Genomic DNA, 25,740 nt, shown 5'->3' with positions numbered 1-25,740 from the left:
GCACACAGCAGGAGTACACGAATGCCCTTTGCACAGATCTACCTCATCGAAGGCCGCACCGAAGAGCAGAAGCGCGCGCTGATCGAGAAAGTGACCCGCGCCATCGTCGAGGCCGTCGACGCGCCGAAGGAGAACGTGCGCGTGTGGCTGCACGACATGCCCAAGGAAAACTGGGGCATCGGCGGCGTGTCCGCCAAAGACCTCGGACGCTGACCGCTTCGCGCTGCGGCGCTGTCTTCTTCAAGGCCCTTGCGAGTCGCTGACTCGCGAGGGCCTTGTGCTTTGTACGAACTCCTGGGGGCTTTGTTCACAGTTTCGCCCTGTGCCTATGTCTGCCGCACTCGCTTTCGGACTCGTCCGATGGATGGAACGGGACCGGCTTCCTAAAGTCATCGGTCAACAAACCGTATGAGCTGGCGCTGCGCGTGCGCGTGCCGCTGCGGTCCCGTTTTTCATTCAGCAAGCACTAGGAATCACATGGCACTACAACAACCAGTCGGCCCAGGTGACGACGCGCTTCGACGCCGAGGCGGCCGACCTGCGCATGCGCGCCGACTCGGCCATGCTGCTGGACTGGCTGCGCGGCGCAAAGGTGCTCTGAGGGGCGCGAAAGGCGCGGCTTTTCGGAACAGTCCTATGTACGGGCCGTGCGGGCCTTCCTAGGATGGGTGAGCGCCGGGTTGCCTCAGTGGGCCCGCTGCCTTGTGCTGCATCGCATGCGGCATGAAGCGCGGGCGCAGCGGACGCGGCTTCATTCATTCTTTTGAGAATTTCGAGCACCCATGCCGGTCCTGATCACCGGGGTCGCGAACCGCGGCCCGAGCCCCCGAAAGCCTTGCCTCGGGCATGTTGTTGCCGCAGCGGACTGTGAAGGGACTCCCGCATGAGCCGCTTCTTCGCCGCACCCTCGGAGCCCCTGGCGCGCCCCGCCCGCCGCATCGGCGTGCTCGGCCATGCGCTGCGCGAGCGCGAGTACGCGCGGCGCGTGCTGCGCGCGCTGGGCGTGGCGCCGCTGGTCTTCACCAGCATCGACGAACTGGCGACGCTGGGCGACCGCCTGAACCTGCTGTTCCTGGCCGACGTGCCCGAGGCGGCGAGCGAGGAGGCGCCGGACGTGCTGTCGTTGATGGGGACGAAGATCGTTCCACTGGCGCAGGAGGCGCCTGCGCCCACGCGGCACCTGCGGGGGCGCCCGCCCGCGGCGGCACCGGCGTTCGACGATTTCTACCGCACCATCCTGCTGTCGCTCCGAACGCGCGGCCTGGCGTGCGCGATGCCAACGCCGCTCGTGTGGGGCGCCTACAGCTTCCAGCCGATGGACCGCAGCGTGAGCTTCCCGGGCCGCACGCAGCGCGTCGACCCGGTCACCTTCGACCTGGCGCTGGAGTTCTTCTTCAACGCGGAGCGCGTGCTGTCGATTCCGCGGCTGCGGCAGATGCTCAACCCCGTGCGCGGCGCGCGCAGGTTCTGGGGCAACGAACTCATCGGCACGCTGACGGACGTGATGGACGAACTGCAGCTGCACGGCGCGCACGGCTGGCGCCTGGTGCACTGCGAGCCCGAGGCGTTCCGGTTGGACCGGGTGCCGGTGGGCGAGACGGCATCGGACGCCTGAACGAAAAAAGCCCTAAGTCGTTGAAAACTTAGGGCTTTTTGAGCCATTCCGCCGGGGCGGGGAGGCTGTGTTGGTGGCTCTTCACGGACTCGAACCGCGGACCTGTGGATTATGATTCCATCGCTCTAACCGACTGAGCTAAAGAGCCGTCAGTGCAATTCAGCACCGAGCCCAAAATTATAGCCCAGGCTTTGGGCCCAGTTCAACTCCCGGCGTTTTCAGGTCGATTTTTCTGCAATCGAATGCGTCGGATCACATCGCGACTTAACCCCGATCGCCTCCGTGAGCCGTACAAGCTCGGGTGACAATCCTTCGATGTCTGCGCTGCCACGCGCCCCTTCTGCTGCTGCCCGCACCGCCACCGAGCGCGACGCCATGCCCGACGATCAGTTGATGCTGGCCTACGCCCACGGCGACGCCGCCGCCTTCGACGTGCTCTACGCACGCCACGAAGGCGGCCTGTTCCGCTTCGTCAAGCGCCTGCTCGGCGCGCGGCTGGCCGCGCAGGCCGACGAGGTGTTCCAGGACACCTGGGTGCGGATCATCTCGGCGCGCGACAGCTTCTCGCCGCAGGGCGCCACCTGGCGCACCTGGGCTTTCACCATCGCGCACAACCTCGCGATGGACCGCCTGCGCGTGAGTGGGCGCGAGGTGACGCTCGATGGCCATGCGACCGACGACGACGGCGACGCGGTGCCCGCGCTCGACCGCGGCGTGCACGGGGCCACCGACCTGTCGGCGCATCCCTCGGCCGAAGAGCTGGCGTTCTGGCGCGCCGCCGGGCGTCGGCTGCTGGCCTGCCTGGACGAACTGCCAGCCGAGCAACGCGCGGCTTTTCTCTTGCACCATGAAGACGGCCTGACCGTCGACGCGCTCGCGGCCCGGCTGGAGATCGGCTTCGAGACCGTGCGCAGCCGCCTGCGCTACGGGCTGCAGAAGCTGCGCGGCTGCATGGAACGCTACCTGTCGGTGCTGGAGCAGCGGGCATGAGCACCGGCATGGACGACGACGACCTGCACGACCCGCGGCTGCGTCGCGCGCTGGACCATGCGCCCGACCGCGACGCCGTGCCCGCGGCCCACACGCGCGAGGCGATCCTGAAGATGGCGCACAACCTCGCCGCGGCCTCCGCGCCGGCGGCCGGCCCTGCGGTGCAGGCCGCGCCGTGGTGGCGCCGCCTGTTCGGCGGCGGCAGCCCCCGCTCGCGCATGCCATGGAATGCGGCCTTCGCGACCGTGCTCGTGGCGACCTTCGTCACCGTGCTGTGGCATCGCGAGCCGGTGCCCGACGCGCGGCTCGATGGCGAGGCGCAAGTGGCCGGGGCGCCCGCGCCGGCGTCGGCACCGCCTGCGCCTGCGCAAACGGCCGAGGCGCCGGCAGTAGCCGCGGCACCGGTGCCGCCTGCGCCAGCCGCTGAACCGGCCGCAACGGCGGACATGACACCGCCCGCAGCGCAGCGCAGCGAAGCGGCGCGCGATGCGAAAGAAACTCTGAAGCAGCGCGAGACGCAGGAAACGCGTGAAGCGTCGCGGCGGCGCGAAGCCCCTGCGGCGGCGTCGGTCCAGAAGGACGAAGCACGGGCGATGGAAAAGGCGGCGCCCGCGGCCCCGGTGGTGCAAGCCCCGGCGCCCATGCCTGCACCCGCCGCACCGGCCATCGCATCCGCGCCCATGCCGGCTGCACCGCCCATGGCCGATGTCGGCCAGAGTCCGATGCCCTACGCAGCCGCACCGCCGGCGCCAGCCGTAGCACCTGCAGCGCCAGCAGCGCCAGCGCCGATGCAGCGCGAGTCCGCAGACACGGCGCCATCGCTCGCCGCGCAAGGCGGTGCCAGCGCGAATGTCGCCGGCATGCAGCGCCGCGCCGCTCCCGTGCAAGCCGCGCCTGCTCCGTCGGCGGCCGCCAAGGCGGCACCGCGCGCAGCCACCGAAGCCGTGGTGAGCGGTGGCTTCACGGCACTGGACCGCTGGACCGCACTCGACATCACGCGCGCCGGCACCACCACGCGCCAGTCGCGTGGCGACACCGAAGGCCTCGCGGCGCTGGTGAACACCGTGGCGCGCGCGGCCACCGTGTCGGGCGGGGAATGGGGTGCGCCGGTCGAGGCGCGCATCGAACTGCGGCGCGACGGCGCGTTGCTGGCCGTGCTCGAGATCGCGGGCGACCAGGTGCGGTGGACGCCGCAGCCGGGCGGCCCCGCCGCCATCGGCACGCCGCCGGCGCAGGCGCTCGACGCGCTGCGCACGGCGCTGTCGCGAGCCCGCTGACGGCGACCGCCGCTGCGGTCGCCGGGCCCGCGACGATCAGCCTGATCAGGCGTTCTTGAAATCCGGCTGGCGCTTGGCCAGGAAGGCGTCCATGCCTTCCTTCTGGTCCTGCGTGGCGAACAGCGCGTGGAACAGGCGGCGTTCGAACATCACGCCGTCGCTCAGGCCGCTCTCGAAGGCGCGGTTGACCGATTCCTTGGCCGCCATCACGGCGATCTGCGAGAAGCCCGCAATGATCAGCGCGGCGCCCAATGCTTCGTCGGCCAGCTTTTCAAAAGGCACCACGCGGCTCACGAGGCCCGCGCGCTCGGCTTCGGCGGCGTCCATCATGCGGGCGGTGAGCGCCATGTCCATGGCCTTGCTCTTGCCCACCGCGCGCGGCAGGCGCTGCGTGCCGCCGGCGCCGGGGATCACGCCGATCTTGATTTCGGGCTGGCCGAACTTGGCGTTGTCGGCCGCGATGATGAAGTCGCACATCATCGCCAGCTCGCAGCCGCCGCCCAGTGCGAAGCCGCTCACGGCCGCGATCACCGGCTTGCGGATCGAGCGGATGGTTTCCCAGTTGCGCGTGATGTAGTCGCCCTTGTAGGTGTCGATGAAGCTGTACTTGGCCATCGCCGCGATGTCGGCGCCGGCCGCGAAGGCGCGCTCGCTGCCCGTGAGGATGATGCAGCCGATGGCGTCGTCGGCGTCGAAGGCCTTGAGCGCCTGGCCCAGCTCGGTCATCAGCGCGTCGTTCAGCGCATTGAGGGCCTTGGGGCGGTTGAGGGTGATGATGCCGACCTTGCCTGCTTCGGTCCGCACGTCGATGTTTTCGTAGCTCATGGTGTCGCTGTCTCCGGGGGAGGTGGGGAAAAAAACGCGTCCCACTATACCCAGCCAGGCTTCGGGCCCGCTGACGCGCGGGTGTTTCATTTGAGAATTGTTCTCATCTAGAATGGCCGCCATGGACTTCCCGATGCAAGAACATGCCGTGTTGTTGCGGGCCTATGCCCGGGTGCAGGAGCGTTGCTCGCGCCTGCTGGTGGAGCAGGCCGCCCGGGTCGAGCGGCTCGAGGCGCAGATCGTGCGGCTGCGCGGTGCGCTGGTGGCGCGCGACTCGGCGATTGCCATCGTGCGCGAGGAACTGGCGGCGCGCGCCGCCAAGGGCAGCGCCTTGCCCCAGCGCCTGCATGCGCTGCTGGCGCCGGGCGGCCGGCGCCACCATGCCTTGCCGCCGGGGCCGCAGGTGCCGGCCGACCTGCGGGCCAAGTCGGTGCTGTGCGTCGGCCGTTCGGAAGCGGCGCAAGAGGCGCCTTCGCTGGCGCGCCAGCTCGTGGAGATTGCCAGTGGCCACTACCTGCACCACGACGGCGGCGACGAGGCCGACGACCCCGCGGCGCTCGAGGCGGGCCTGCGCGCCGCCGACCTCGTGATCTGCCAGACCGGTTGCGTGAGCCATGGTGCCTACTGGCGCGTGCAGGACCACTGCCGCCGCACGGGCAAGCCCTGCGTGCTGGTGGGCGAGCCGCAGCCGATGCTGTTCGTGCGGCCGCCGCTGGCGGCGGCCGTCGATCACCCGGCCTGAACGGAAGAAATCAAGGCTTGGCGGCGAGCCAGGCCGTGATCTTGGCCGCGTCGTGCGAGAACAGCCGCCACGTGGTCGGGCCCGTCGGCAGCGTGAGCGGCAGGCGCAGCAGCCGGCGGTCGCGCGCGACGAGGGCGGTGCACTTGGTGGCATCGCCGAGGTACAGCGCCAGGTCGTCGAGCTTCGTGAGGCGCCAGGCCTGCGCGGGTTGCGCCGCGCCCTTGCGACCGCCGACGGCCGGCAGTTCGATGCCGAGCCATTCGTCGTTGGCCAAGAAGCCGGCCTTTTCGGCGGCGCCGCCGCGCAGCACCACCTTGATCTGCACGCTGCCGCCGGTTTCGGCCACGCGCAGGCCGAGCGCCTGCGCGGGCTGCGACGGGTCGTCGAGCGTGGCCACGCCGTGGGCGCGCAGCAGGTCGGCCAGCGGGAGTTCGTCGGTCGAATGCACCCAGCGCGCAAGCTCCGGGGCGTACGAGCGTCCGCCCACGGCTTCGAGCGCGGCGGCGATGTCGGCCTCGCTGATGGGGCCGCCGTTGCTGTGCGTCCAGAGGTGGCGCATCACGTCGTCGAGCGTGCCCTTGCCTTCCTGGCGCAGCGTGAGGTCGAAGCACAGCGCCACCAGCGCACCCTTGGTGTAGTAGCTGACGGTGCTGTTGGGCGTCTGCTCGTCCTGGCGGTAGTACTTGACCCAGGCGTCGAAGCTCGCGTCGGCCACCGGCTGCACCAGCCGGCCGGGCGTCTGCAGCACCTGGTTGATGGTCTTGTTGAGCAGGCGCAGGTACGCGGCGTCGTCGATGCGGCCGGCGCGGCGCAGCAGCAGGTCGTCGTAGTAGCTCGTGAAGCCTTCGAAGAACCACAGCAGCTGCGTGTAGTTCTCGCGGCTGTAGTCGTAGCTGGCGAACTCCGCCGGGCGCATGCGCTTGACGTTCCAGGTGTGGAAGTACTCGTGGCTGATGAGGCCCAGCAGCGTGGTGTAGCCCTCGGGCTGCTTCTTCTTTTCACCGCGCAGCGGCAGGTCGCGGCGGTTGCAGATGAGCGCGGTGGAGTGGCGGTGCTCGAGACCGCCGTAGCCGTCGTCCACCGCATTGAGCATGAACACGTAGCGATCGATCGGCAGCTTCGGGCCGCCCCGCTTGCCGGCCTTGTCGCCGTGCCAGAAGCGGATCTCGGCTTCGCAGATGGCCTTGGTGTCAGCAATGAGGCGCTCGCCGTCGAACGAGGCCGCGGCGCCCGCGATCACGAAGCGGTGCGGCACGCCGCAGGCCTCGAACTCGGCGCTCCAGAAGGCGCCCATCTCGACCGGGCTGTCGGCCAGTTCGTCGTAGCCGGCGGCGCGGTAGCTGCCGAAGCCGTGCTTGTCGGCCTTCGTCGGCACGAGCGCGGTGGCGCACGACCAGCGCGCGGCGTCGGCCGGCAGCGCGGGCGGCACGATTTCCAGCGCGTGTGGCGCCTCGGTCTGGCCCTCGACACGCAGGCAGACGCTGGTGCCGTTGAAGAAGCCGCGCGTGGCGTCGAGCCAGGCGGTGCGCACCGAGTTGTCGTAGGCGCACACCTGGTAATGCAGCACCAGCGGCTGGCCCGGCACGCAGTCGATCTGCCAGCTGCACTTGTCGAGCTGCGTCAGCACCGGCTTGCGGCGGCCCTGCGTGGCGCGCAGGCCCTGCAGGTTCTTGGCGAACTCGCGCACGAGGTAGCTGCCCGGAATCCACACCGGCAGCGCCACGCGCTGCTGCGCGGCGGGCGCGGCGATGGTCAGCGTGACGGCGAACAGGCGCGCATGCAGGTCGGCGCACTCGACGCGGCAGTGCACGGCGGGCGTGGCGGTGGCTGCGGCCGTGCGCCGGGAAGTCGAGGTGGTCGCCATCGGATCAGTTGGCGGCGGCGAGCTGCTTCTCGACCTGCTCGGCGGGAATCGCACCCGGGACGCGGCTGCCGTCGGTGAAGATCAGCGTGGGCGTGCCGGTGATGTTGTACTTGCGGCCGAACTCCACGTTGCGCTCCAGCGCCGTCACGTTGCAGCTGGTGCCTGCGGCGGCAGGCTTGACGCTGCTTTCCATCCAGTCGGCCCAGGCCTTGCCCGGGTCCTTGCTGCACCAGATGTCGCGCGACTTGGCGGTCGAATCGGGGCCGAGCACGGGGTACAGGAACATGTAGACGGTCACGTTGTCGACCTTCTTCATGTCCTTTTCGAAGCGCTTGCAGTAGCCGCAGTTCGGGTCTTCGAAGACCGCGACCTTGCGCTTGCCGTTGCCGCGCACGATCTTGATGGCGTCTTTCAGCGGCAGCTTGTCGAAGGCGACGGCGGTGAGCTTCTCGACGCGCTCTTCGGTGAGGTTGCGGCGGGTCTTGGCGTCGATCAGGCTGCCCTGCAGCAGGTAGTTGCCCTGCTCGTCGGTGTAGAGCAGCTGGCTGCCGCCCACGCGCACTTCGTACAGGCCCGGCACGGGCGTCTTGGTGACTTCCTCGATGGGCGGCAGCTGCGGGATGTGCGTCGGCAGGTTCTTGCGGATCTCGGCCTCGCCCGCGCCGGCGGTGGAGAGCGTGAGCAGCGCGCAGGCGGCGACGAGAAGGTGGCGGACGAAGGTCATCGGGAAGGTTTCGGGAAAAAGGTGGAGGGCTGGAGGGCGCGGGGCGTCAGGCCTTCAGGCCCATGGCTTGTGCGGTGATCCAGTGCTTCACGAAGCGCGTGCGGTCGAAACCGCGCATGCCCCAGTTGCGCAACGCAGGAAGTGGACCCAGGTTGTGCGAGAAAAGTTGCTGCAATCCGTCGGTGGCCAGGCTCATTTGCAGCACGTCGGCGCGGCGGGCGCGTTCGTAGCGGCGCAGCAGGCGGGCGTCGCCCACGCTGCGCCAGTAGTCGCGGGTGCGGATCACCTCGGCCAGCGCGGCCGCATCGGCCAGGCCGAGGTTCAGGCCCTGGCCCGCCAGCGGATGCACCGTGTGGGCGGCGTCGCCCGCGAGCACCCACGACTGGGTGGGCTGGCCGGGCATCGCGCCCGACCAGCGGTCGGCGATGGCGCGCGACAGCGGCCACACGGCGCGTTCGCTCGTGAGCCGCAGCGAGCCCAGCTCGCCGTGGCTGGCTTCGCTCACGGCGGCGCTGAATTCGTCGACGCCCTGCGCGACCAGCTCGGGCACGCGCAGCTGGTCGACCGACCACACCAGCGCCAGCGTCTTGCCGTGCACGCCGCCCAGCGGCAGCAGGGCGAACACCTCGCCGCGGTCGTTGAACCACTGGCGTGCGATGCCGTCGTGCGTGTGCGCGGCCTCGAGCCGCGCGGCAATGGCGTGTTGCGGGTAGCGCGTGACCTCGTAGCTCACGCCCAGCGCCGCGCGCGAGGCGCTGGCCTTGCCTTCGCACACCACCGTGAGCGGCGCGGCCACGGGCTCGGTCACCACGTCGATCAGGGGCTGGAAGCGCACCGCGTCGGCCAGCTGCTGCTCGAGCGCGGGCACGTCGACGATCCAGGCCAGCGCCTCGACCTTCTGGCGCGCGGCGCTGAACTGCACGCGGCCGCCGTCGTCACCATGCACCTGCATCTCGTGCACCGGCGTGGCATGGGCGGTGTCGGGCCAGGCACGCAGCGATTCGAGCATGGTGCGGGACGCCGCGTTGAGCGCGTACGCCCGGATGTCTTCCTTGCCCGCAGGGGCCGGCGGCACCACGAGCGCGACACGCACGCGTTCGCGCGCCAGCAGCAGCGCCAGCGTGCGGCCGACGATGCCGGCGCCGCGGATACAAACTTCGGGGGAAAGGGCCATCGGATGATTGTAGGAGTTGCCTCGCGCGCGGGCGCCGATACCCGTTCATGCGGGAGAATGGCCAGCGATTTCAAAGGAACCCCACCGTGTCGCAGCCGCCCGCTTTCGATCTCCAGGCCACCATCGCCCGCCTGTTCGTGTACCCCGTCAAGTCGTGCGCCGGCGTCGAGCTCGACGAGATGCTGCTGACCGAAACCGGCCTGGAGTTCGACCGCGCCTGGATGGTGGTCGATGCGCAGGGCGAGTTCGTCACCCAGCGGCAACTGCCGCGCATGGCGCTCATCCAGCCGCAGATGAAGCACACCGAGGTCGTGCTGCGCGCGCCCGGCATGCTGGCGCTGCACCTGGCCTTCGACCGCGTCGAGCAGCCGGTGCGCGTGCGCGTGTGGAAGGACGAAGTCGCGGCCTACGACATGGGCGACATCGCCGCCCAGTGGTTCAGCGATTTCCTCTCGGAGCCCGGCAAGCCGCAGACGCTGCGCCTGGTGCGCTTCGACCCCGAGCACCAGCGCCTGTCGAGCCTGAAGTGGACCGACGGCGTCGAGGCGCTGAACCAGTTCGCCGACGGCTTCCCGCTGCTGGTGGCCAGCGAGGGCTCGATCGCCGAGCTCAACGAGCGCCTGGCGGCGGCCGGCCACGGCCCGGTCGGCATCGAGCGCTTCCGCCCGAACATCGTGCTGGCCGGCATCGAGTCGCACGACGAAGACCGGGTCGACGCGCTGCACGTCACCACCGGCGAGGGCGAGGCCGAGCTGCGCCCGGTCAAGCCCTGCACGCGCTGCCCCATTCCCGACATCGACCCGGCCACCGCGCTCAGCAGCCCCGAGGTCGGCGACATGCTGCGCACCTACCGCGCCGACGCGCGCGTGGACGGCGGCATCACCTTCGGCATGAACTGCATCGTGGTGCAGGGCGTGGAGCACATGCTCAAGGTGGGGCAGGTGGTGGGCGCGAACTACAGGTTCGAGTAAGCGCCGTGGTCGTTACGACCAGCGAATCGGATTTCCCGTTTCGATGGCTGCTTTGCACAAAACTCGAAGCGGCTCGACGATGTAATTGAAGTCGGCACTCGTGTGGTCGCGCCTCTCGAAATGAACCGCCGTCGGGTAGCTGGAGCGAAATTGTCCGGCATCGTTCTGCATGCGACCGTCTGGCCAGGCAATGGCGGATCCGGGCATCGCAAGCGCGCAGCGAAAGCGCCTGCCTGAATCCAGATCAGTCAAGAGCGCAGGGCCCGACCTGACCGGGTCTGAGCCTTCAGGCGCCAGCAGGGCCTGCGTGAAGCGCTTGCTGCGAAACAGCACCTCGGCGTCTCCCGACACGACGAAGAAGCCCTCGGCATCGACGCCCAGACGCAGTTCGGACGTCAGCACAAACTGGTGCGACGCTGAGGCACTGCGCAGTTCATCGCCCGAGGTCGAGTCCAACAGCACGAAGCGTTGGCCGAAGCGCGCGGACTGTTCGAAATCCGACAGCTCCGCGAGCATGCGCGATGCCACGGCGGCGGGGGCCAGACCGCCATTCGCTTCCGGCAGGTTGTCGAACAGCGTCGGAAAGCGCTCGGCACCGCCTGCTTGGTGCAATGCGTACTGAAACTCCCGATAGCCGTGCCAGTTCGCGAGGTGCTCGTGGGCCTGTTTCATGCCCGGGTGGACGCAGCATGTCTGCAGCCACTCCCAGAACGGGCCGAAGTCGGGGTCGTCCTCGTCCTTCAACCCGGGGTAGCCCTCTTCGTCGATGGCGATGCGCGATGCCAGGGGCGTCGGCCGGGTCAGGCCACGTTCCCAGCAATTGCAGCGGACCGAGGCGTCGAGGCCCATTCAGAATGCGACGCCCGCGACCAGGATGATGTTCGCGTAGGGCGTGCATTCGCCCGTGCGCACCACGGCCTTGGCGCGCGCGCTCACGCGCTTCAGTTCTTCGTGCGAGATGACCTGCGGCACCACGCCCAGTTGCCCTTCGCACCACGCGGGCAGCGTGCCGGCAGGCAAGGGCTCCAGCGCCTCGCGTGCGATCAATGCGCTTTCCACCTGCATCTCGGACAGCACCGCCTTCAGCACATCGCTGATCCCCGGCACACCGCGCGCCACGGCCAGGTCGATGCGGCGCGGGCCGTCGGGAATCGGCAGGCCGGCGTCGCCGATTACCAGCATGTCGCCGTGGCCCATCGAGGCGATGACGTGGGAGAGTTCGGCGTGCAGCAGGGGAGAGCGTTTCACAGCGTGATCCAGTCGGGGGGCAGGGGGCTGCGCAGCACGGCGTCGCGCAGCGGGATGGAGGGTTGGGCGCCGGGTTGCTGGATGCACAGCGCGGCAGCGCGGATGCCCAGGCGCACGGCCTCGTCGAAGGACTGGCCTTCGCCCAGCGCCACGGCGAGCGCGCCCAGGAAGGTGTCGCCGGCGGCGGTGGTGTCGACCGCCTGCACCTTCGGCGCGGGATGGTGGCGCGCGCCGTTGGCGTCGATGGCCACGGCGCCGCGCGAACCCAGCGTCACGACCACGCGGGCGATGCCGCGCGCGCGCAGTGCCTGGCCGGCCTGCGCTGCTTCTTCGGGACTGTCGGCGTTCTGGCCTGACAGGGTCTGCGCCTCGATCTCGTTGACCACCAGCGTGTCGATGCGGGGCCAGAGCGCATCGGCGATGGCTTGCACCGGCGAGGGGTTGAGCATCACCGCGCAGCCCGCGTCGTGCGCGGCGTTGATGGCGCGTGTCACCTGGTCCATCGGGGTCTCGAACTGCGCGACGAGGAAGGCCGCGCCCTGCAGCTGCTGCGTCAGCGAGGCCTCGTCGATGTCGACGCGCGCGTTGGCGCCGGGGATCATCACGATGCGGTTCTGGCCGCTGTCTTCCACGAGGATCAGCGCCGTGCCGGTCGGCTCGCCCGCCACGGTGCGCAGCGCGGCGGTGTCGATGCCGTCGCGCGCGAGCGCATCGCGCAGGGCCGCGCCATGCGCGTCGTCGCCCACGCAGCCGATCATCTGCACCTGCGCGCCTTGGCGCGCGCAGCTCACGGCCTGGTTGGCGCCCTTGCCGCCGGGGATGGCGTCGATCGAACGGCCCAGCAGGGTTTCGCCCGCGGCCGGCGCGTGCGGCACGCGCAGCACGATGTCCATGTTCAGGCTGCCGAGCACCACGATGCGCGGCGGCTTGGAGGAATAAAGAGGCTGAAGGCTCACGAGGTGCGGGACTTGGAAGGTGTGGCGGTGGTGGAAGGGGCAGGCGTCACGCCGGCTTCGCGAAAGCCCGCGTGGCGCGCGGTCGAGGCGCGCACGCGCAGCTCGGGCTGCAGCACGACCTTGCGTGCGTCGCGGCGCTTGCCGCCCATGCGCTCCAGCAGCATGTCGACCGCCAGCGCGCCGATGCGCTCCTTGGGTTGCGCCACGGTGGTGAGCGGCGGGCTGGTGTAGGCCGACAGTTCGATGTCGTCGAAGCCCACGATGGACAGTTCGTCGGGCACGCGCACGCCGCTTTCATGCGCGGCGCGCAGCGCGCCGATGGCCATCAGGTCGTTGCACACGAAAACGGCCGAGGGCTTCTGCTCGGTGCGAAGGATGGCGTGCATCGCCTCGTAGCCGCCCTGGCTGGTGAAGCCGCCGCGCCACAGCAGCGCGTCGGCGTTGGGTGCCGAGCCGGTCTCCGCCAGTGCCATGCGCCAGCCTTCGATGCGCTGCTCGCTCGAGGTCACGCCCAGCGGCCCGCCGATGCAGGCGATGCGCTTGTGGCCCAGCGACAGCAGGTGCCGCACCGCGAGCAGGCCGCCCTGCATGTGGGCGGTTTCCACCAGGTCGCAGGCCGGGTCGGCGATCTCGCGGTCGACCAGCACGGTGGGAATGCGCAGGCCGCGCAGCTGGGTGGCGAGCGAGTCGTCCTCGTCGGCGCCGGTCGACACCACGATGAGCCCGTCGATGCGGCGCTCGGCCAGCACCTGCAGGTACACGCTCTGGCGCCGGGGCTCGTCGTCGGTATTGCACAGCACCAGCGTGTAGCCGGCGCCGAAGCAGCGGTCTTCCACGATGCGCACGATCTCGGCGAAGTAGGGGTTCGAGCTGTTGGGAATGAGCATGCCCAGCGTCGAGGTGGTGTTGCTCTTGAGGCTGCGCGCCATCGCGTTGGGCACGTAGCCCAGCTCGCGGATCGCCAGCTCGACGCGCTCGCGCACCTTGGCGCTCACGTGGCGCGTGTCGTTGACGACGTGCGACACGGTGGTGACGGAAACGCCCGCCTGGAGGGCGACGTCCTTGATGGTGGCCATGGTTGTCTTTGTTCCTGTGGAAGCTCAGGCCAGTCGACGATCGGCCCGGCGCTGGCGCAGGGTGTCGATGATGACGGCCACCACGATCACCGCGCCCGTGATGATGCGCTTGCTCGGTTCGCTCGCGCCCACCTGCGCCAGGCCGGCCTCGAGCACCGCGATGATCAGCACGCCGAAGAAGGTGTTGACCACCGAGCCGCGCCCGCCCATGAGGCTGGTGCCGCCGATGACCACGGCCGCGATCACCTGCAGCTCGATGCCCACGCCCGCGTTCGGGTCGGCCGCTTCGAGGCGGGCCGACTGCATCAGGCCGGCGAGCCCGGCCAAGAGGCCGGTCACGGCGAACACGATGATGCGGATCGGCCGCGGGTCGATGCCCGCCAGGCGCATGGCTTCTTCATTCGTGCCGATGCCCACCACGTGGCGGCCGAACACGGAGCGCGTGAGCACCAGCTGCCCCACGGCCACCAGCACTACGGCGAGCACGAAGGCGGCCGAGATGCCGCCGATCCACGGCGCGGCCAGGCCCGAGATGGCATCGCCCACGTACTGCGTGCGCGAGTCGGTGACCAGGTAGGCACCGCCGCGCACGGCTTCGAGCATGCCCAGCGAAACAATGAAGCTCGGCAGCCGCCAGGCGACCGACACCGCGCCCGTCACCGTGCCGCAGATCAGGCCGGTGGCCAGGCCGAGCATGGCGGCCAGCGGCACCGAGAGCTTCCATTCCAGGATGGCGGCGGCCGTGACGGCCGCGCTCAGCGCGAGCACCGAGCCCACCGACAGGTCGATGCCCGCGATGATCAGCACGAAGGTCATGCCCACCGCCATCACGGCCAGCGCCGGGATTTCGTTGGCGATGGAGATGAAGGTCTCGCGCGTGAGGAAGTATTCGCTCATCGAGCCGAAGAGCGCAATCATGCCCAGCAGCACGACCGTGAGGCCCAGGTAGGTGCCGAGCTGGCCCTTGAGTGCGGACGGCGGCTTGCTGGTGGCAGCGGAAGGAGAAGGGGAGGCGGCGTTCATGGTCGTCATGCGTCGGCAGAAGTCGGGGCAGGGGCGGTGGAATCCGCCGGGGAACCGGGCACGCGGCCCGTGGCGTCGCTGAAGGCGGCGGCGAGCAGCGACTGTTCGCTCCACTCGCCGCGCTCGAACACCGCGACCAGCCGGCCGGCGCTCATCACGCCGATGCGGTCGCACATGGCCATCAGCTCGCGCAGGTCGCTCGACACCATCAGCAGCGCCTTGCCGGCGTCGGTCATGCGGTCGAGTTCGGCGTACAGGTCGGCGCGTGCGCCCACGTCCACGCCGCGCGTGGGTTCGTCCAGCAGCAGCACCTTGCATTCGCGGTGCAACCAGCGCGCGAACACCACCTTCTGCTGGTTGCCGCCGCTGAGCGTGGACACGGGTTGTTCGATGCTGCGTGAGCGGATGCGCAGCAGCTCCACCAGCCGGCGTGCAATCTGCCGCTCCTTGGTGCGGCGCAGCCAGCCGGCGTGCGAGATCGCGCCGAGGTCGCTCAGCGTGGCGTTGACGCGGATCGGCTGCGACAGCAGCAGGCCCTGCGACTTGCGGTCTTCGGTGACGAGGCCGATGCCCGCGCGAATGGCCTGCATCGGCGAGCGCCAGCCCTTGCGCGCATGCCGAACGGGCTGCGCGGCGGGCGTACCGTCGTGCAGCACGACCTCGCCGCGGTCGGCGCGGTCGGCGCCGAACAACAGCCGCACGAGCTCGGTGCGGCCCGAGCCGACCAGGCCGGCCAGGCCCATGACCTCGCCTGCGCGCAGTTCGAGATCGACGTCGCGCACCACCTGCGCCCGGCCGATGCCGCGCGCGCTCAGCAGCACCGGGCCCGCCACGCGGCGCGCGCGGCCTTCGTGCTCGTGCACCGCGCGCCCGACCATGCGCTGCACCAGTTCGGATTCGCGCACGCCGGCCATGGCGCGCACGTCGACCAGCCGGCCGTCGCGCAGCACCGCCACGCGGTCGGCGATGCGCTGCAATTCTTCGAGGCGGTGCGACACGTAGACGATCGCCACGCCGCGCAGCTTCAGCAGCTCGATCTGCTCGAACAGGTGCGCGGTTTCGCGCGGCGTGAGCATGGCGGTGGGCTCGTCGAGCACCAGCACGCGCGTGTCGTCCTGCAGGTTGCGCGCAATCTCCACCATCTGCTGCTGGCCGATGCCCAGCCGCGCCACCGGCGTGGCCGGGTCGATGCCGTCCAGGCCGATCTTGGCGAGCTGGCGCTCGGCCAGCTCGTGCAGCGTGGCGCGGCGAATCCAGCCGCTCTTGTGCGGCAGGCGGTCGAGCAGCAGGTTCTCGGCCACCGACAGCGTGGTGACGAGGCCGAGTTCCTGCATGACCATGCGCACGCCCAAGCGCTCGGCGTCGCGGCGCGAAGCCGGCGCGAAGGGCTGGCCATCGAGCAGCATGCCGCCGCGCGTGGGTTGCACCAGCCCGCAGACGATCTTCGACAGCGTGCTCTTGCCCGCGCCGTTCTCCCCCGTGAGCGCGAGCACCTCGCCGGCGCGCAGCTCGAGAGAAACGCCGTCGAGCACCGGCGCCGCGTAGTCCTTGCCCACGGTGCTCAAAGAGAGCACCGCGGTGGGTAAGGGCGGGTGCAGGGCGGCGTCGGTGGCGGCAGTCAAAACGGAGTCTTCTTCTTGTTGAGGGAAACGGAGGGCTTGGGCTTACTTGGACGACTTGGTGACGAGCACCACGTCGGTCTTCACTTCAGCCGGCATTTCCGATTGCTTCTTCTTGTCGGCGATGGCCTTCAGCGCGGTCTCGATGCCGAACACGGCCTGCTTGGCGGCGAACTGGTCGGCCGTGGCGAGCACGCGGCCGTCCTTCAGCATCGGCTTGATGGCGCCGATGTTGTCGTAGCCCACCACCAGCACCTTGCCGGTCTTGCCCGCGGCCTTGACGGCGGCCACGGCGCCCAGCGCCATGCTGTCGTTGCCGGCCAGCAGGGCCTTCAGGTCGGGGTGCTCGCGCATCATGCCGGCGGCCACGGTGTTGCCCTTGTCGATTTCCCACTGGCCCGACTGCACGCCGACCACGGTCATGCCGCCGGCCTTCATGGCGTCCTGGTAGCCCAGCGTGCGCTGCTGTGCATTGAAGGTGGTCGACACGCCTTCGATGATGCCGACCTTGTCGCCCGACTTCAGCTCCTTGGCCAGCGCATCGCCCACCAGCTTGGCGCCGGCGCGGTTGTCGGGGCCGACGAAGGGCACCTGGATGCCCTTTTCCTTCAGGGCGTCGGCGTCCAGCCGGTTGTCGATGTTCACGACCAGGATGCCCTTGTCGATGGCCGCCTTGATCACCGGCACCAGCGCCTTCGAATCGGCCGGCGCGATGACCAGCGCGTTGATCTTCTGCGCCACCATCTGCTCGACCATCTTGATCTGGGCGGCGGTGTCGGTCTCGTCCTTGATGCCGTTGGCCACCAGCGTGTACTGCGCGGCGTTGGCCTTCTGGTGCGCCTTGGCGCCGTCTTCCATGGTGCGGAAGAACTCGTTGGCCAGCGACTTCATGACCAGCGCGACCTTCGGCTTGTCCTGCGCGAAGGCGGGCGTTCCGGCGATGGCGCCCAGCAAGGTCAATGCGGCAGCGCTTTGCAGGGTACGGCGGGTGAACTTCATGGTGGATGTCTCCTGAAATGAGGGGTCAGAGCGGAACGCCGGTCTGTGCCGGGGGCTCCGATGTTAATCGAGGGAAACGTTTGCGCAAACGTTTGCCAGTCGGGTCAAACCCTGAGCCTTTCAGCCCTCGAAGCCGCTGCCAGAGGGCTTTCGGGCGGAGTCGAGCGCCTTGGAAAAGGGCGCGCCGGCGTGGCGGGAAGGGAGCCTGGCCAGGGGGAGAACCCGGTCAGCCTAAAATCGGGGGTTACCCAAGAGGACCTCCCATGAGTTTGCAATGCGGCATCGTCGGCCTGCCCAACGTCGGTAAATCCACCCTTTTCAATGCGTTGACCAAGGCCGGCATCGCAGCGGAAAACTATCCGTTCTGCACCATCGAGCCCAACGTGGGCGTGGTGGAAGTGCCCGATCCGCGGCTCGACCAGCTGAGCGAGATCGTCAAGCCCGAGCGCGTGGTGCCCGCCATCGTCGAGTTCGTCGACATCGCCGGCCTGGTGGCCGGTGCCAGCACTGGCGAAGGCCTGGGCAACAAGTTCCTGGCGCACATCCGCGAGACCGACGCCACCGTGAATGTGGTGCGCTGCTTCGACGACGAGAACGTGATCCACGTGGCCGGCAAGGTCGACCCGATCTCCGACATCGAGGTGATCCAGACCGAACTGTGCCTGGCCGACCTGGCCACGGTCGAGAAGGCGCTGCACCGCCACACCAAGGTCGCCCGCTCGGGCGACAAGGACGCGCAGAAGCTCGTCGGTCTGCTCGAACGCTGCCAGGCTGCGCTGAACGAGAACACGCCGGTGCGCGCGCTCGAGTTCACGAAGGAAGAACAGCCGCTGGTGAAGAGCTTCACGCTCATCACCGCCAAGCCCGCGATGTTCGTGGGCAACGTGGCCGAAGACGGTTTCGAGAACAACCCCTACCTCGACCGCCTGCGCGAGTACGCCGCCAAGCAGGGCGCGCCCGTGGTCGCCATCTGCGCCAAGATCGAAGCCGACCTGGCCGAGATGGACGACGAAGACAAGAAGATGTTCCTCGCCGAAATCGGCCAGGAAGAGCCGGGCCTGAACCGCCTGATCCGCGCGGCCTTCAAGCTGCTGGGCCTGCAGACCTACTTCACCGCCGGCGTGAAGGAGGTGCGCGCTTGGACCATCCACATCGGCGACACCGGCCCGCAAGCCGCCGGCGTGATCCACGGCGACTTCGAGAAGGGCTACATCCGCGCCCAGACCATCGCGTTCGACGACTACATCGCCTTCAAGGGCGAGCAAGGTGCGAAGGACGCGGGGAAGATGCGGTCGGAAGGCAAGGAATACGTCGTCAAGGATGGCGACGTGATGAACTTCCTGTTCAGCTCGTAATTGAGCTCGCCCCCAGGCTGCGCGGCACTGCGTGTCCGCTGCGCCAACCCCCTATCGGGGGCAACACCTGAGGCCCGGCGAAGCCGGTTCCTCTGTGTTTCACGAAGGGGCTTCGCTGTCGCTTGCCTCGTCGATCAGTTGGTCTTCTGCTTGCCCCACACCACCGTGTCGTCCACCGCATAGGCGGCACACGTCACCTTGCGTTCGGTGCAGCCTTTCAGATGCTCGGTCAGCGCGGCCGAGCTGGTGGCAGTGCCGAACTTCTGATCGCCGGTGATCAGGAAGATCCGGGGCCGGGCCTGCAGCAGGAACTGGCGGTAGGCGTTGCGCACCGGGGTCGGGTCGGCGCCGATGGGTGGCAGGGCCTGCAGGTCCGACAGCTCGGCGTGGCCGGAAGGCGCGGGTTCCCCGTTGGGGCCGAACACCACGCCGGTGCTTTTCAGCAGATCGCGCCATGTCGCCAGCTCCGTGGTCACGCGCTGCGGCAGCTCCATCACCCATTGCGCCGGATAGGCAAAGCCGAGGTTCGCACCACCAGGCGCCACGCTGTCGGTCACGCCGACCAGCCGGCCCTCGGTGTCGAACAACCCGCCGCCGCTGGAGCCTGAAGATACGGGCGCCGAGGTCTGCACGATCGGCAGTTGCCCGGGCGCGCGCGGACGCAGCGCCGAGATCAGGCCTTCGCTCAGCGTGCGTTCGAGGCCGTGCGGGCTGCCGACGGCGAACACGCGCTGGCCGACGCGCAACTCGGCGGCGGGCACGATCTGCACGGCGGGCAGCTGCAGCGGCGTTTCGCTCGTGAGCACGCACAGGTCGCGCGACGGGTCGGGGTCGCGCACGATGCGGGCGATGCGCAGCGTGGTCGGGCCCTGCTCCACGGTGACGGCGACGGCGCCGTCGACCACATGGCAGGCCGTGGCCAGCGCGCCCGGGGTCACGGCCACCGCGCTGCCGATGGCGGTCTGGTTGTTGCCGCGTTCGCCTTTCACGGTCCAGACGGCGGGCGCGACCTTGCGGAACACTTCCTCGGGCGTGAGTGCCCAGGCCTGGCAGGCCGCAAGGCCGAGCCAGAGTCCGGCGATGAACAGCGAGATGCGGCGGCGCCGCGTGAAGTGAGGAGCCATCCGGGTCAGTGTAGGAAGCGGCCCTACGGTTTGCCGTAGGCGATGACGCTGTCGCAGCGGGCGCCTGAAGCCCGCACATGTTGTGGTTAGACTGCGCGCCCGCTGCATCCTCCGCCGGAAGGCTTTCATTTGCCATGCTCACTGTCCACCACCTGAACAACTCGCGCTCGCAACGTGTGCTCTGGCTGCTCGAAGAACTCGAGCTGCCCTACGAGATCGTCCACTACCAGCGCGACCCCAAGACCATGTTGGCGCCCGCTTCGCTGAAGGCCGTGCATCCGCTGGGCAAGTCGCCCGTGGTGACGACCGACGACGGCGCGACGCTGGCGGAATCGGGCGCGATCATCGAGTCGCTCATCGAGCGCTACGGCCATGGCCGGCTCGCGCCCGCGCCGGGTTCGCCCGAAGCCCTGCGCTACCGCTACTGGCTGCACTTCGCCGAAGGCACGGCGATGTCGCCGCTGCTGCTCAAGCTGGTGTTCGACCGCATCGAGACGAGCAAGATGCCCTTCTTTGCCAAGCCGATCGCCAAGGCCATCGCGGCGAAGGCGAAGTCGGCCTTCATTCATCCGAACATCACGGGCCATCTGAATTTCATGGAGGCCGAACTCGGCCGCAGCGAGTGGTTCGCGGGCAATGAATTCACGGGCGCCGACATCCAGATGAGTTTCGTGGTCGAAGCCTCGCAGGCGCGCGGCGGGCTCGATGCGCGGCGGCCCAAGCTCATGGCCTACCTGGAGCGCATCCATGCGCGCCCGGCCTATAAGCGCGCGCTGGAGCGCGGTGGCCCATACGAACTGCTGAGCTGAGTTTTTGCATCTGCGCGAGGCCGCCGCGCACGGCCGCCCGAAGCGGCCGGCCTGCCCCCGGCAGGGGGTTGGCGAAGCGACACGAAGTGCGCGCAGCCTGGGGGCGAGCCAAGTCCTTATGACGGAAAGACGTATAGAAGCGCGTAGGTCATCGTCACATAGCGCAGGAACTTGCCGATCGCCATGTAGCCCACGCAGGGCCAGAACGGCAGCTTGAGCCAGCCGGCGACCGCGCACAGCGGGTCGCCCACGATCGGCAGCCAGCTCAGCAGGCAGGCCTTCGGGCCCAGCCGCTCGAGCCAGCCGAGCACGCGCAGGTGGTGTTTCGAGTGCGAGTACTTGTCGGCCACCTTGTGCGCGCCGTAGCCCATCCACCAGTCGACCGCGCCGCCCAGCGTGTTGCCGATGGTGGCCACGGCGATGGCCTGCCAGAACATCTCGGGGTTGAGTTTCAGCAGGCCGAACAGGATCGGTTCGGAGCCCACCGGCAGCAGCGTGGCCGACACGAAGGCCGCGATGAACAGCGTCGAAAGTCCGTACTGGGGGAGCGCGAGGAGCGCCAGGAGTGCGTCGAGCCAAGCTTGCATAAGGTCGGCGAAGTATAGGCAGCGCTCACGTCGCAAGCGCGTGGGAGAAGGCCCCGCGAAATACTGGTGTTTACGCCTGTGTCGCAAGCGCAAAAAGGCGTAAATCGTTTCAGTCGCTGAAATGCCACGTGGCTACAATCGTGCCTCATTTTTCAGCAGCCGACCCGCACAGCACTCCTTCCCATGACCTTGCAGATCGGCACCCACACGCTGGAAAACCGGCTGTTCGTCGCGCCCATGGCCGGCGTGACGGACCGGCCCTTCCGCATGCTGTGCCGCGAACTCGGCGCGGGCTATGCGGTCAGCGAGATGGTCACCTCGCGCAAGGAACTCTGGAACACGCTGAAGACCTCGCGGCGCGCCAACCACGACGGCGAGCCGGGCCCCATTGCGGTGCAGATTGCCGGCACCGACGCGGCCATGATGGCCGAGGCCGCGGTCTACAACATCGAGCGCGGCGCGCAGATCATCGACATCAACATGGGCTGCCCGGCCAAGAAGGTCTGCAACAAGTGGGCCGGCTCGGCGCTCATGCGCGACGAGCCGCTGGCGCTTGAGATCGTGCAGGCCGTGGTCGACGCGGCGCAACCATTCAACGTGCCGGTCACGCTCAAGATGCGCACCGGCTGGAGCGAAGACCACCGCAATGCGGTGAAGCTCGCGCGCGACTTCGAATCGGCCGGCGTGCAGATGCTCACGGTGCACGGGCGCACGCGCGAGCAGGGCTACAAGGGCCACGCCGAGTACGACACCATCGCCGCCGTGAAGGCCGCGGTGCGCGTGCCGGTGGTGGCCAACGGCGACATCCGCTCGCCCGAGAAGGCGCGCGACGTGCTCGCGGCCACGGGCGCCGACGCCGTGATGATCGGCCGCGCCGCGCAGGGCCGGCCGTGGATCTTCCGGGAGATCGCGCATTTCCTGGACACCGGCACCCACCTGGCGCCGCCGCTGGTGGCGGAGGTGCGCCGGCTGCTGCTCGATCACCTGGTGGAGCACTACGCGCTGTACGGCGAGTTCAGCGGCGTGCGCACGGCGCGCAAGCACATCGGCTGGTATGTGCGCGCGCTGCCCGACGGCGAGGCGTTCCGCGCACGCATGAACGCCATCGAAGACTGCGCCGGCCAGCTGCGCGCGGTCGACGACTATTTCCAGGGGCTTGCGGACCGCATGGACCGCATGCCCGCCCCGACGGCAGACGAGGAGCCGGCGGGAGAAGAGGAGACGGCCTGCGCCGTCGATTGAGCGAAGACAAAAAGAGAAGAAGCAATGAGCAAGAAACACATCGAGGACTGCGTTCGCAGCAGTCTGGACAGCTACTTTCGCGATCTGCGGGGCACCGAACCCGACGGCATGTACGAGATGCTCGTGCGCGTGGTCGAGAAACCCCTGCTCGACGTCGTCATGACGCGCGCCGAAGGCAACCAGTCCCGGGCCGCCCAATGGCTGGGCCTGAACCGCAACACGCTCCGCAAGAAATTGGTCGAGCACAAACTTTTGAAATAACTCCACGGCATATCCCATGGCTCAGACCGCACTCCTTTCCGTTTCCGACAAGACCGGCATCCTTGAATTCGCGCAGGCCCTGCATGGCCTGGGCGTCAAGCTGCTGTCCACCGGCGGCACCGCCAAGCTGCTGGCCGACGCCGGCCTGCCGGTGACCGAGGTCGCCGACCACACCGGCTTTCCCGAAATGCTCGACGGCCGCGTGAAGACGCTGCACCCGAAGATCCACGGCGGCCTGCTGGCGCGCCGCGACCTGCCCGCGCACGTCGCCGCGATCAAGGAACACGGCATCGACACCATCGACCTGCTGGTGGTCAACCTGTATCCGTTCGAAGCCACCGTGGCCAAGCCCGGCTGCACGCTCGAGGACGCCATCGAGAACATCGACATCGGCGGCCCCGCCATGGTGCGCAGCGCCGCCAAGAACTGGAAGGACGTGGGCGTGCTCACCGACGCCTCGCAGTACGCCGTGGCGCTGGCCGAGCTCCAGGCCGACGGCAAGCTCAGCGACAAGACCAAGTTCGCGTTCTCGGTGGCCGCGTTCAACCGCATCGCCGACTACGACGGCGCGATCAGCGACTACCTCTCGGCCATCGACTTCGACGCCAGCATCGGCCAGCCCGCGCCCACGCGCTCGCTGTTCCCGGCGCAGAGCAATGGCCGCTTCGTGAAGGTGCAGGACCTGCGCTACGGCGAGAACCCGCACCAGCAGGCTGCCTTCTACCGCGACCTGTACCCGGCGCCCGGTTCGCTCGTGTCGGCCAAGCAATTGCAAGGCAAGGAGCTGAGCTACAACAACATCGCCGACGCCGATGCGGCATGGGAATGCGTGAAGAGCTTCGACGTGCCGGCCTGCGTGATCGTGAAGCACGCCAACCCCTGCGGCGTGGCCGTGGGCGCCGATGCACTCGAGGCCTACAGCAAGGCCTTCAAGACCGACCCGACCTCGGCCTTCGGCGGCATCATCGCCTTCAACCGCCCGGTCGACCTGGCCACCGCGCAGGCCGTCAACAAGCAGTTCGTCGAAGTGCTGATGGCACCGGGCTACACGCCCGAGGCGCTGGAAGTGTTCCAGGCCACCAAGGCCAAGCTCAACGTGCGCGTGCTCGAGATCGCACTGCCCAAGGGCGGCGCCACCGACTGGGACAACGGCCGCAACGCGATGGACGTCAAGCGCGTCGGCTCGGGCCTCCTGATCCAGACCGCCGACAACCACGAGCTGGCCCTGGCCGACCTCAAGGTGGTCAGCAAGAAGCAGCCCACGCCGCAGCAGCTGCAAGACCTGCTGTTTGCCTGGAAGGTCGCGAAGTACGTCAAGAGCAACGCGATCGTGTTCTGCGCCGACGGCATGACCATGGGCGTGGGCGCCGGCCAGATGAGCCGCCTCGATTCGGCGCGCATCGCGAGCATCAAGGCCGAGCACGCGGGCCTGTCGCTGAAGGACACGGCGGTGGCGAGCGACGCCTTCTTCCCGTTCCGCGACGGCCTCGATGTGGTGGTGGACGCGGGCGCGGGCTGCGTCATCCAGCCGGGCGGCTCGATGCGCGACCAGGAAGTGATCGACGCGGCCGACGAGCGCGGCGTGGTGATGGTGTTCTCGGGCGTGCGCCACTTCCGGCACTGAGCCTGCGGCCCCGTGGGGCCTGCCCGAACAAGGCCAGGGTCGCTCACGCGGCCCTGGCCTTTTTTGTGGCCGCTACTCGTGCGTGCCGAAGCGGTACTTGAGCTGGAAGCTGATCGCGCCGTAGAGGCGATTCCTGATCGTCGGCACGTAGGCGATGTTCAGGCCCCAGTTCTTGCCCTCGATGGCGGCCGTCGGAATGATGGCGGGAAACCAGTTGCCGTTGCGGTAGTCGGGGTAGCCGTCGAAGCCGCCCACCACCGCGCCGAACTTCACGCCGTAGAACTCGAAGGGCAGGATGTACAGGCCGACGTAGTGCGACTGGCGCCGGTTGCTGTTGTGGAAGGTGCCGGCCGTGACGCGGTAGGTGTCGTTCAGCGGGTACTCGAAGCCCAGGCCCGGGTTGGCGTTTTCCAGGCCCTTGCCGCTGTCGAAGTGGGCCGAGTAGAAGCCGGGGTTGACCCAGATGTTCTTCGGCTCGAAGGACTGCGCCAGCGCGAGGCCCGGCAGGAGAAGGGCACTCAGCAGCGGCAGCATGCGCAAGGGGGTCATGGGCGGGGCATCCTGAAATTGGTCTGTCTCGCGGCTTCGATGGTGGCTGCGATGACGGCTTCCCTTGGGTCTGCGTGCGTGGGAGCGGCCCCGCGAACGCCGGCGCAATATACACGCGGCGATCGCGAAAACGATGACATCGCTCAGGCGGGCCGCGCTAGGTACTTGCGGAACAGCTCGGCCAGCCGCAGCGCCGCCAGCGACAGCGGCTTGCCGCGCGGCGAGACGATGCCCAGCTCCAGCGGCGGCACCGGCATCGCGAGCGGCACGCGCTCCACCAGATCGGCATACGGCGGCATGGTGAGCATGCCGGCCGGCCCGACCATCAGCGCGTCGCTGCGGGTCAGCAGGCCCCAACTCACGCCGAACGACGCCACCTCGATGCGGTGCTCGGGCAGCGGCAGGCCCTGCGCGGCGTACTGTTCGAGCAGGAAGGTGTGCTGGCTGCCCGGCGCCAGGTGCATCAGCCATTCGGCGCCTGCCACTTCTTCCCAGCGCGTGGCGCGGTTCAGCGGATGGCCGCGCCGGCAGAGCACTGCCATCTCGATCATGTCGAGCCGCTCGAACGCGAAGTCGGCGTCGAGCGCCGCGGCCACCGGGCCCGCCACCGCGAAGTCGATCGTGCCTTCGCGCAGCAGCGGCAGCACCTGGGGAATCAGGCCGTCGAACAACTTGAGCTGCGCATGCGGCATGGCCTTGCGAAAGGCGCGCACCACCTCGGGCAGCACGCCCAGGAACACCATCGGCGTCACCGCCACGGCCACGCGCCCGTGCTGGCTGCCCTGGAGGATGCGGATGTCCTGGCGCGCGAGCTCGAGCTGCTGGTGCGCCAGCCGCGCGCGCACGGTGAGCTGGCGGCCGCACTCGGTGAACTCGATGCCGCGCGAACTGCGCAGCACCAGCTGAGCGTCGACCTCGGCCTCGAGTTCGCGGATCGCCTTGGTCACGGCCGCCTGGCTCAGGTGCAGGCTGCGCGCGGCGGCGCGGATGCTGCCGGTGTCGGCCAGCCGCAGCCAGGCCTTGAGCTGGTGGTCCTTCATGCGGCGCATTCTGCCGCCCGGCGCCACCGGGTGATCCCCAGACAAA

26 protein-coding genes and 1 tRNA gene are annotated in these 25,740 nt (G+C 68.9%); 11 read left to right on the top strand and 16 right to left on the bottom strand.

Features of this window, described 5'->3' with window-relative positions; all coding sequences use genetic code 11:
- Window positions 1–21: 21 nt before the first annotated feature.
- Together ACAM52_RS28510 and ACAM52_RS28505 are read left to right on the top strand one after the other, a co-directional pair.
- Entirely contained in the window at window positions 22–213 is a 192-nt protein-coding gene (locus ACAM52_RS28510) for a 2-hydroxymuconate tautomerase (RefSeq protein ID WP_062475127.1), read from the top strand.
- Between the two features lie 670 nt (window positions 214–883).
- A complete protein-coding gene (locus tag ACAM52_RS28505; protein ID WP_369645207.1) occupies window positions 884–1,615 on the top strand; it encodes a hypothetical protein in 732 nt (243 codons plus the stop codon).
- Between the two features lie 71 nt (window positions 1,616–1,686).
- On the opposite strand, the gene ACAM52_RS28500 is transcribed toward ACAM52_RS28505, so the two are convergent.
- Window positions 1,687–1,763 (bottom strand) — tRNA-Met (locus ACAM52_RS28500).
- A gap of 167 nt (window positions 1,764–1,930) precedes the next feature.
- Here ACAM52_RS28500 and ACAM52_RS28495 point away from each other — a divergent pair.
- Both ACAM52_RS28495 and ACAM52_RS28490 read left to right on the top strand, forming a co-directional pair.
- Window positions 1,931–2,605, top strand: coding sequence for a sigma-70 family RNA polymerase sigma factor (locus tag ACAM52_RS28495; RefSeq protein WP_062475124.1), 675 nt, complete (start codon window positions 1,931–1,933; stop codon window positions 2,603–2,605).
- Entirely contained in the window at window positions 2,602–3,882 is a 1,281-nt protein-coding gene (locus tag ACAM52_RS28490) for a hypothetical protein (protein WP_369645206.1), read from the top strand. The genes ACAM52_RS28495 and ACAM52_RS28490 overlap by 4 nt, the downstream gene beginning before the upstream one ends.
- Window positions 3,883–3,927: 45 nt before the next feature.
- Here ACAM52_RS28490 and ACAM52_RS28485 read toward each other — a convergent pair whose 3' ends face one another.
- The gene (locus ACAM52_RS28485; RefSeq protein WP_062481985.1) at window positions 3,928–4,707 is read right to left on the bottom strand and encodes an enoyl-CoA hydratase; all 780 of its coding nucleotides are present in this window, start codon (window positions 4,705–4,707) and stop codon (window positions 3,928–3,930) included.
- Between the two features lie 133 nt (window positions 4,708–4,840).
- Between ACAM52_RS28485 and ACAM52_RS28480 the strand changes: the two genes are divergently transcribed.
- Complete coding sequence (locus ACAM52_RS28480; RefSeq protein WP_369645205.1) at window positions 4,841–5,449, top strand: DUF2325 domain-containing protein; 609 nt, start codon at window positions 4,841–4,843, stop codon at window positions 5,447–5,449.
- A 10-nt stretch (window positions 5,450–5,459) separates the two neighbouring features.
- Here the strand turns inward: ACAM52_RS28480 and ACAM52_RS28475 are convergent, their stop codons facing one another.
- Genes ACAM52_RS28475 through ACAM52_RS28465 form a run of 3 tightly spaced genes read right to left on the bottom strand, consistent with a single transcriptional unit; the run spans window position 5,460 to window position 9,211 of the window.
- The gene (locus ACAM52_RS28475) at window positions 5,460–7,313 is read right to left on the bottom strand and encodes a M61 family metallopeptidase (protein ID WP_369645204.1); all 1,854 of its coding nucleotides are present in this window, start codon (window positions 7,311–7,313) and stop codon (window positions 5,460–5,462) included.
- A gap of 4 nt (window positions 7,314–7,317) precedes the next feature.
- A complete protein-coding gene (locus tag ACAM52_RS28470) occupies window positions 7,318–8,037 on the bottom strand; it encodes a DsbC family protein (RefSeq protein WP_369645203.1) in 720 nt (239 codons plus the stop codon).
- A 46-nt stretch (window positions 8,038–8,083) separates the two neighbouring features.
- The gene (locus tag ACAM52_RS28465) at window positions 8,084–9,211 is read right to left on the bottom strand and encodes an FAD-dependent monooxygenase (protein WP_369645202.1); all 1,128 of its coding nucleotides are present in this window, start codon (window positions 9,209–9,211) and stop codon (window positions 8,084–8,086) included.
- Window positions 9,212–9,297: 86 nt separating this feature from the next.
- On the opposite strand from ACAM52_RS28465, the gene ACAM52_RS28460 reads away from it, so the two are divergent.
- Window positions 9,298–10,182 carry an MOSC domain-containing protein gene (locus ACAM52_RS28460; protein WP_159272889.1) on the top strand — a complete coding sequence of 295 codons (885 nt, stop codon included), beginning with the start codon at window positions 9,298–9,300 and terminating at the stop codon, window positions 10,180–10,182.
- A 12-nt stretch (window positions 10,183–10,194) separates the two neighbouring features.
- Here the strand turns inward: ACAM52_RS28460 and ACAM52_RS28455 are convergent, their stop codons facing one another.
- The 7 genes from ACAM52_RS28455 to ACAM52_RS28425 form a co-directional block, all read right to left on the bottom strand.
- Window positions 10,195–11,031 (bottom strand): hypothetical protein, encoded by an 837-nt coding sequence (locus ACAM52_RS28455; RefSeq protein ID WP_369645201.1) that lies wholly within the window; start codon window positions 11,029–11,031, stop codon window positions 10,195–10,197.
- Complete coding sequence (rbsD, locus tag ACAM52_RS28450) at window positions 11,032–11,430, bottom strand: D-ribose pyranase (RefSeq protein ID WP_070062770.1); 399 nt, start codon at window positions 11,428–11,430, stop codon at window positions 11,032–11,034.
- Window positions 11,427–12,323, bottom strand: coding sequence for a ribokinase (rbsK, locus tag ACAM52_RS28445; RefSeq protein ID WP_369647795.1), 897 nt, complete (start codon window positions 12,321–12,323; stop codon window positions 11,427–11,429). Before rbsK ends, rbsD begins: the two co-directional genes overlap by 4 nt.
- Before the next feature lie 59 nt (window positions 12,324–12,382).
- The gene (locus tag ACAM52_RS28440) at window positions 12,383–13,462 is read right to left on the bottom strand and encodes a LacI family DNA-binding transcriptional regulator (RefSeq protein WP_307638007.1); all 1,080 of its coding nucleotides are present in this window, start codon (window positions 13,460–13,462) and stop codon (window positions 12,383–12,385) included.
- 24 nt (window positions 13,463–13,486) lie between these two features.
- A complete protein-coding gene (locus ACAM52_RS28435) occupies window positions 13,487–14,485 on the bottom strand; it encodes an ABC transporter permease (RefSeq protein ID WP_369647794.1) in 999 nt (332 codons plus the stop codon).
- A gap of 5 nt (window positions 14,486–14,490) precedes the next feature.
- On the bottom strand, window positions 14,491–16,083 hold the full coding sequence (locus ACAM52_RS28430) for a sugar ABC transporter ATP-binding protein (RefSeq protein ID WP_369647793.1): 1,593 nt from the start codon (window positions 16,081–16,083) through the stop codon (window positions 14,491–14,493).
- Window positions 16,084–16,149: 66 nt separating this feature from the next.
- A complete protein-coding gene (locus tag ACAM52_RS28425) occupies window positions 16,150–17,103 on the bottom strand; it encodes a sugar ABC transporter substrate-binding protein (protein WP_062479141.1) in 954 nt (317 codons plus the stop codon).
- 263 nt (window positions 17,104–17,366) lie between these two features.
- On the opposite strand from ACAM52_RS28425, the gene ychF reads away from it, so the two are divergent.
- A complete protein-coding gene (ychF, locus tag ACAM52_RS28420; RefSeq protein ID WP_307584454.1) occupies window positions 17,367–18,458 on the top strand; it encodes a redox-regulated ATPase YchF in 1,092 nt (363 codons plus the stop codon).
- A gap of 134 nt (window positions 18,459–18,592) precedes the next feature.
- On the opposite strand, the gene ACAM52_RS28415 is transcribed toward ychF, so the two are convergent.
- Complete coding sequence (locus tag ACAM52_RS28415) at window positions 18,593–19,582, bottom strand: trypsin-like peptidase domain-containing protein (protein WP_369645200.1); 990 nt, start codon at window positions 19,580–19,582, stop codon at window positions 18,593–18,595.
- A 134-nt stretch (window positions 19,583–19,716) separates the two neighbouring features.
- On the opposite strand from ACAM52_RS28415, the gene ACAM52_RS28410 reads away from it, so the two are divergent.
- Window positions 19,717–20,391 carry a glutathione S-transferase gene (locus ACAM52_RS28410; protein ID WP_369645199.1) on the top strand — a complete coding sequence of 225 codons (675 nt, stop codon included), beginning with the start codon at window positions 19,717–19,719 and terminating at the stop codon, window positions 20,389–20,391.
- Window positions 20,392–20,507: 116 nt separating this feature from the next.
- On the opposite strand, the gene ACAM52_RS28405 is transcribed toward ACAM52_RS28410, so the two are convergent.
- Window positions 20,508–20,978: a YqaA family protein gene (locus ACAM52_RS28405; RefSeq protein WP_056577751.1), complete on the bottom strand. Its 471-nt coding sequence runs from the start codon at window positions 20,976–20,978 to the stop codon at window positions 20,508–20,510.
- 183 nt (window positions 20,979–21,161) lie between these two features.
- Here ACAM52_RS28405 and dusB point away from each other — a divergent pair, with 183 nt between their 5' ends.
- The 3 genes from dusB to purH are packed head-to-tail and all read left to right on the top strand — an operon-like array spanning window position 21,162 to window position 24,105.
- Complete coding sequence (gene dusB, locus ACAM52_RS28400) at window positions 21,162–22,220, top strand: tRNA dihydrouridine synthase DusB (RefSeq protein WP_070062764.1); 1,059 nt, start codon at window positions 21,162–21,164, stop codon at window positions 22,218–22,220.
- Window positions 22,221–22,244: 24 nt separating this feature from the next.
- On the top strand, window positions 22,245–22,481 hold the full coding sequence (locus tag ACAM52_RS28395) for a Fis family transcriptional regulator (protein WP_056577757.1): 237 nt from the start codon (window positions 22,245–22,247) through the stop codon (window positions 22,479–22,481).
- A gap of 16 nt (window positions 22,482–22,497) precedes the next feature.
- Complete coding sequence (gene purH, locus ACAM52_RS28390; protein ID WP_369645198.1) at window positions 22,498–24,105, top strand: bifunctional phosphoribosylaminoimidazolecarboxamide formyltransferase/IMP cyclohydrolase; 1,608 nt, start codon at window positions 22,498–22,500, stop codon at window positions 24,103–24,105.
- Between the two features lie 72 nt (window positions 24,106–24,177).
- Here the strand turns inward: purH and ACAM52_RS28385 are convergent, their stop codons facing one another.
- Complete coding sequence (locus tag ACAM52_RS28385; protein ID WP_062479124.1) at window positions 24,178–24,654, bottom strand: hypothetical protein; 477 nt, start codon at window positions 24,652–24,654, stop codon at window positions 24,178–24,180.
- 143 nt (window positions 24,655–24,797) lie between these two features.
- Complete coding sequence (locus tag ACAM52_RS28380; RefSeq protein ID WP_062479122.1) at window positions 24,798–25,694, bottom strand: LysR substrate-binding domain-containing protein; 897 nt, start codon at window positions 25,692–25,694, stop codon at window positions 24,798–24,800.
- Window positions 25,695–25,740: the final 46 nt, after the last annotated feature.

This window comes from Variovorax sp. V118 (assembly GCF_041154445.1).
In the GTDB taxonomy this organism is placed as follows: Bacteria; Pseudomonadota; Gammaproteobacteria; order Burkholderiales; family Burkholderiaceae_C; genus Variovorax; species Variovorax boronicumulans.
The sequence above is the reverse complement of the archived record's forward strand: the minus strand, read 5'-3'. Positions and strand labels throughout refer to the sequence as shown.

Excerpts from the sequence above, each read along its gene's own strand:
- ACAM52_RS28510 (WP_062475127.1), top strand. The coding sequence starts at position 22 with ATGCCCTTTGCACAGATCTACCTCATCGAAGGCCGCACCGAAGAGCAG.
- ACAM52_RS28505 (WP_369645207.1), top strand. The coding sequence starts at position 884 with ATGAGCCGCTTCTTCGCCGCACCCTCGGAGCCCCTGGCGCGCCCCGCC.
- ACAM52_RS28495 (WP_062475124.1), top strand. The coding sequence starts at position 1,931 with ATGTCTGCGCTGCCACGCGCCCCTTCTGCTGCTGCCCGCACCGCCACC.
- ACAM52_RS28490 (WP_369645206.1), top strand. The coding sequence starts at position 2,602 with ATGAGCACCGGCATGGACGACGACGACCTGCACGACCCGCGGCTGCGT.
- ACAM52_RS28485 (WP_062481985.1), bottom strand. The coding sequence starts at position 4,707 with ATGAGCTACGAAAACATCGACGTGCGGACCGAAGCAGGCAAGGTCGGC.
- ACAM52_RS28480 (WP_369645205.1), top strand. The coding sequence starts at position 4,841 with ATGCAAGAACATGCCGTGTTGTTGCGGGCCTATGCCCGGGTGCAGGAG.
- ACAM52_RS28475 (WP_369645204.1), bottom strand. The coding sequence starts at position 7,313 with ATGGCGACCACCTCGACTTCCCGGCGCACGGCCGCAGCCACCGCCACG.
- ACAM52_RS28470 (WP_369645203.1), bottom strand. The coding sequence starts at position 8,037 with ATGACCTTCGTCCGCCACCTTCTCGTCGCCGCCTGCGCGCTGCTCACG.
- ACAM52_RS28465 (WP_369645202.1), bottom strand. The coding sequence starts at position 9,211 with ATGGCCCTTTCCCCCGAAGTTTGTATCCGCGGCGCCGGCATCGTCGGC.
- ACAM52_RS28455 (WP_369645201.1), bottom strand. The coding sequence starts at position 11,031 with ATGGGCCTCGACGCCTCGGTCCGCTGCAATTGCTGGGAACGTGGCCTG.
- rbsK (WP_369647795.1), bottom strand. The coding sequence starts at position 12,323 with ATGGACATCGTGCTGCGCGTGCCGCACGCGCCGGCCGCGGGCGAAACC.
- ACAM52_RS28440 (WP_307638007.1), bottom strand. The coding sequence starts at position 13,462 with ATGGCCACCATCAAGGACGTCGCCCTCCAGGCGGGCGTTTCCGTCACC.
- ACAM52_RS28435 (WP_369647794.1), bottom strand. The coding sequence starts at position 14,485 with ATGAACGCCGCCTCCCCTTCTCCTTCCGCTGCCACCAGCAAGCCGCCG.
- ACAM52_RS28425 (WP_062479141.1), bottom strand. The coding sequence starts at position 17,103 with ATGAAGTTCACCCGCCGTACCCTGCAAAGCGCTGCCGCATTGACCTTG.
- ychF (WP_307584454.1), top strand. The coding sequence starts at position 17,367 with ATGAGTTTGCAATGCGGCATCGTCGGCCTGCCCAACGTCGGTAAATCC.
- ACAM52_RS28415 (WP_369645200.1), bottom strand. The coding sequence starts at position 19,582 with ATGGCTCCTCACTTCACGCGGCGCCGCCGCATCTCGCTGTTCATCGCC.
- ACAM52_RS28410 (WP_369645199.1), top strand. The coding sequence starts at position 19,717 with ATGCTCACTGTCCACCACCTGAACAACTCGCGCTCGCAACGTGTGCTC.
- ACAM52_RS28405 (WP_056577751.1), bottom strand. The coding sequence starts at position 20,978 with ATGCAAGCTTGGCTCGACGCACTCCTGGCGCTCCTCGCGCTCCCCCAG.
- dusB (WP_070062764.1), top strand. The coding sequence starts at position 21,162 with ATGACCTTGCAGATCGGCACCCACACGCTGGAAAACCGGCTGTTCGTC.
- ACAM52_RS28395 (WP_056577757.1), top strand. The coding sequence starts at position 22,245 with ATGAGCAAGAAACACATCGAGGACTGCGTTCGCAGCAGTCTGGACAGC.
- purH (WP_369645198.1), top strand. The coding sequence starts at position 22,498 with ATGGCTCAGACCGCACTCCTTTCCGTTTCCGACAAGACCGGCATCCTT.
- ACAM52_RS28385 (WP_062479124.1), bottom strand. The coding sequence starts at position 24,654 with ATGACCCCCTTGCGCATGCTGCCGCTGCTGAGTGCCCTTCTCCTGCCG.
- ACAM52_RS28380 (WP_062479122.1), bottom strand. The coding sequence starts at position 25,694 with ATGAAGGACCACCAGCTCAAGGCCTGGCTGCGGCTGGCCGACACCGGC.